Raw genomic sequence first — 3,675 nt, forward strand, 5'->3', positions numbered from 1 at the left:
CGCCCGGCATCGAGGTCTGCGTCGTGCCGGGTTCCACCCAGAGATAGCCGGACGGCTTCTGTTTCAGTTTTCCGACAAACAGCTCGACCGCCGGCGCGTGGCCGATGGCGACGAACACGCCGTCGGTCGCCCGTTCGCTGACCTCGCCGCTCACGCGGTTTTTCAATCGAATGCCGTTGACCGATTTCATCGGCTTGACCACGCCCAGGATCTCCTCGACCTCGGTGTTCCAGACGATTTCGACATTGTCGGCGGCAAAGAGCCGATTCTGCAGGATGCGCTCGGCCCGGAGCTCGTCGCGGCGATGCACCAGCGTCACCGACTTGGCGATGTGCGAAAGGTACAGGGCTTCCTCGACGGCGGTGTTGCCGCCGCCCACCACCACGACGTCCTTGCCGCGGTAGAAGAAGCCGTCGCAGGTAGCGCAGGCCGAAACGCCGAAGCCCTGAAAAATCGTCTCGCTTTCCAGGCCGAGCCATTTGGCCTGGGCGCCGGTGGCGATGATCAGCGCGTCGCAGGTGTAGACCGCGCCCGAATCGCCGGTCAGCCGAAACGGCCGCCGGCCGAGATCGGCGTCGACGATGAGATCGCTGACGATCTCCGCCCCGACATTGAGCGCCTGGCTCTTCATCTGCTCCATCATCCACGGACCCTGGACGGGCTCGGCATAGCCGGGATAGTTCTCGACATCGGTCGTGATGGTCAGTTGGCCGCCTTCCTGCAGGCCGGCGACGAGCAGCGGCTTCATCATGGCGCGCGCCGCGTAGATCGCGGCGGTGTAGCCTGCCGGACCGGACCCGACGATCAGAATGTCCACATGGCGTTCAGTCATGGCGGCCTCGCTCGATTGGCGTTTGGCAGATGGCATCGCAGGTTCGGCCGTTCAATAGACGAGGGGGTGCGGTGCTGCAACATAAGCCGCCCGCAAGCTGGGGACCGCGCGTGGGAAGCCTCGCACGGATTGCCGATCCCGGGCCAAGCGGATAAGAAAGCCCGCTGTTTCCCCGCCCCCGGGCGCAGGCCAAGAACTTTTCCCGGAGCCGTTCCATTTTCAGGACCATCGCCCACGTCACCACGATTTTCGGGCTCGCCCTGGCGGCGGCGATGATCATTCCGGCCTTGGTGGACCTTGCCGACGAAAACGAGGAATGGCGGGTCTTCGTCGGAGCCAGTCTGCTCGTCGGCATGGTCAGCGTGCTCGTGGCCGTGGCGACGCGCGGCGAACGGCCGAAATTCACCCAGCGGCTCGGTTTCCTGCTGGTTACGACCGTCTGGCTGGTGGCGGTGGTCGTCGGCTCGTTGCCGATCTACTTTTCGGAAGTCAATGTCACCTTCGCCGGCGCCTTCTTCGAATCCATGTCGGGGCTGACGACGACCGGCTCGACGGTGATCTCCGGCCTCGACGCGCTGTCGCCGGGAATCTTGATGTGGCGCTCGCTGCTGCAGTGGCTCGGCGGTATCGGGATCGTCGGCATGGTGCTCTTGATCCTGCCCTCGCTGCAGGCCGGCGGACTGGCGTTGTTCCACATGGAGAGCTCCGACAAATCGGATAAGGTCCTGCCCAGGATCAACCAGCTGGTCGGCGGACTGGTCACCGCCTATGTCGTCCTGACCGTGATGTGTGCGGTGACCTACACCGCCCTCGGCATGAGCTTTTTCGATGCGGTCAACCACGCCATGACAACGGTCGCGACCGCCGGCTTTTCGACCCACGATGCTTCGATCGGGTATTTCGACGACAATCGCATCCTGTTCGCCGCCATCGTGTTCATGATCCTGGGGGCGTTGCCCTTCGTGATCTACATCAGGGCCTTCCTGCCCCGACGCTTCCAGCTCTGGCGCGATCCGCAGATCGTGGTCTTCCTGATGATCTGCCTGGTGCTCAGTCTCGCGATGTCGGTGACGCGGCGGGTGGTCAATGACACACCGTTCGGCGAGGCGCTGCTGTCGTCGGCCTTCAATCTGGTTTCGATCATCACCACCACAGGATATGCGTCGGAAGACTATACGCTGTGGTCGAATGCGGCGATCGGCCTGTTTTTCCTCGCGACCTTTCTCGGCGGATGCGCCGGGTCGACGAGCGGCGGCATCAAGGCCAACCGGCTCGTCATCCTTTATCTGCTGGTCCGCTCGAGCTTTCGCCGGCTGGTGCGGCCGCATGCCGTCATCCGGTTGAAATACGGCAATGACGACATCTCGCCGCAGACGATCCAGACAGTCACCATCTTCTTTTTCCTGTTCTTCGGCGCGCTGCTGACCGGCACGGTCTTGCTGACGATGTTGGGCCTCGACCTGGTCACGGCCTTCACCGGATCGTTGACGGCCCTGGCCAATGTCGGTCCGGCCTTCGGCCAGATCATCGGCCCGGCGGGCAATTTCGGCTCGCTCCCGGATCCGGTCTTGTGGATATTGTCGGTCGGGATGCTGCTCGGCCGGCTGGAACTGGTGACGGTTCTCATCCTGCTGTTCCCGTCGGTCTGGCTGGATTGATGCTCGTCGCCACCGAACGACCGGGGGCCGCCGAACGACTGCGGGCCTCCCCCGGCGGCCTCTGAGGCGGAGGAGGTAATCCGGAGCGAACATGCGCATCGTCTATATCAATCTCGACGGAGCCACCGAGCGGCGCGCCTTCATGGAGGAGCAGGGTGCCCGACTCGGCCTGCCGCTCGAGCGGCTCGCGGCGGTTTCGGCCGACGACGTCTCGGACGAGACGGCGCATGGTATCGGCCGCGCCTGGGAGCGGCCGCTGACCCGGGCTGAGCTGGCCTGTTTCCTGTCGCACGAGACTGTTTGGCGCCAGGTGGCTCGCGAAAGCGAGCCGGCACTGGTGTTGGAGGACGACGTGCGGCTTGCCGGGCAACTCACCGCACTGCTGCCCCGATTGACGACGCTCGCCGAAATCGACCTGCTCAATCTGGAAAGTTTCGACCGCAAGCGGATCGTCGCGCGGCGCGCGCGTCCGCTCGGCGACGTCGCGATCGTCCGGACCTATCGCGACAAGGCGGGGGCCGCCGCCTATGTCTTGTGGCCGAGCGGCGCCCGCAAGCTGCTTGCACGGGCTCGGCTGGGGGCGGCGCCTGCGGACGCTTTCATCCATTCGTTGAAACGCCTTGTCTCCTATCAGGTGGAGCCGGCGCTCGCCATGCAACTGCATATCCTGAAGGCGAGGGGTATCGAGCCGCCGATCCGGATCGCTTCGAGCGTTCAGGCATCCCGCCAACGACTGGCGCTCACGCGTGAGAATTTGCCTTTCCACGTGCGACGCCTGATCACGCAGGTGAAGCTGGCGGGAGAGCATGTCATGCGCCTGTTCGGCCGGCGGTACCGGCGGACGCTGGTCGACGATCGCGATTTTCAGCCGCGATCCGCGGCCGACCACAGCCGTTCATAGACACGCTGGATTTCCGCTGCCTCGCGCGCCAGCGGGAATTTCGCCCTGACATGGGCCAGCGCCGAGGCGCCCGCCCGCGCCAAGGCATCGGGGTCGGCGAGATAGGCCTCGACGGCCGCCGCGAGGGCTTTCTCGTCGCCGACCGGCACGATGCGTCCGGTCTCGCCCTCAATGATCATGTCCGCGAAGGCGCCGGCGTCGCTGGCGACGACAGCCGCCCCGGACGCCATCGCCTCGAGCGGGGTCAGGCCGAAACCCTCGTTGCGTGGCGGCGCGACGTAGAG

Annotated in this window: 4 protein-coding genes; 2 read left to right on the forward strand and 2 right to left on the reverse strand. The window is 65.1% G+C overall.

The window, feature by feature from the left end; genetic code table 11:
* A partial coding sequence (locus tag MJ956_RS07730; protein WP_253963908.1) for an NAD(P)/FAD-dependent oxidoreductase occupies nt 1–832 on the reverse strand: 832 nt, incomplete at its 3' end.
* 260 nt (nt 833–1,092) lie between these two features.
* Between MJ956_RS07730 and MJ956_RS07735 the strand changes: the two genes are divergently transcribed.
* Nucleotides 1,093–2,490: a TrkH family potassium uptake protein gene (locus MJ956_RS07735; protein ID WP_253963911.1), complete on the forward strand. Its 1,398-nt coding sequence runs from the start codon at nt 1,093–1,095 to the stop codon at nt 2,488–2,490.
* A 91-nt stretch (nt 2,491–2,581) separates the two neighbouring features.
* Nucleotides 2,582–3,391: a glycosyltransferase family 25 protein gene (locus MJ956_RS07740; RefSeq protein WP_253963909.1), complete on the forward strand. Its 810-nt coding sequence runs from the start codon at nt 2,582–2,584 to the stop codon at nt 3,389–3,391.
* Here the strand turns inward: MJ956_RS07740 and MJ956_RS07745 are convergent.
* A partial coding sequence (locus tag MJ956_RS07745; RefSeq protein ID WP_253963910.1) for a glycosyltransferase family 4 protein occupies nt 3,355–3,675 on the reverse strand: 321 nt, incomplete at its 5' end. The genes MJ956_RS07740 and MJ956_RS07745 overlap by 37 nt on opposite strands.

It is taken from the genome of Aurantimonas marianensis (assembly GCF_024195285.1).
In the GTDB taxonomy this organism is placed as follows: domain Bacteria; phylum Pseudomonadota; class Alphaproteobacteria; order Rhizobiales; family Rhizobiaceae; genus Aurantimonas; species Aurantimonas marianensis.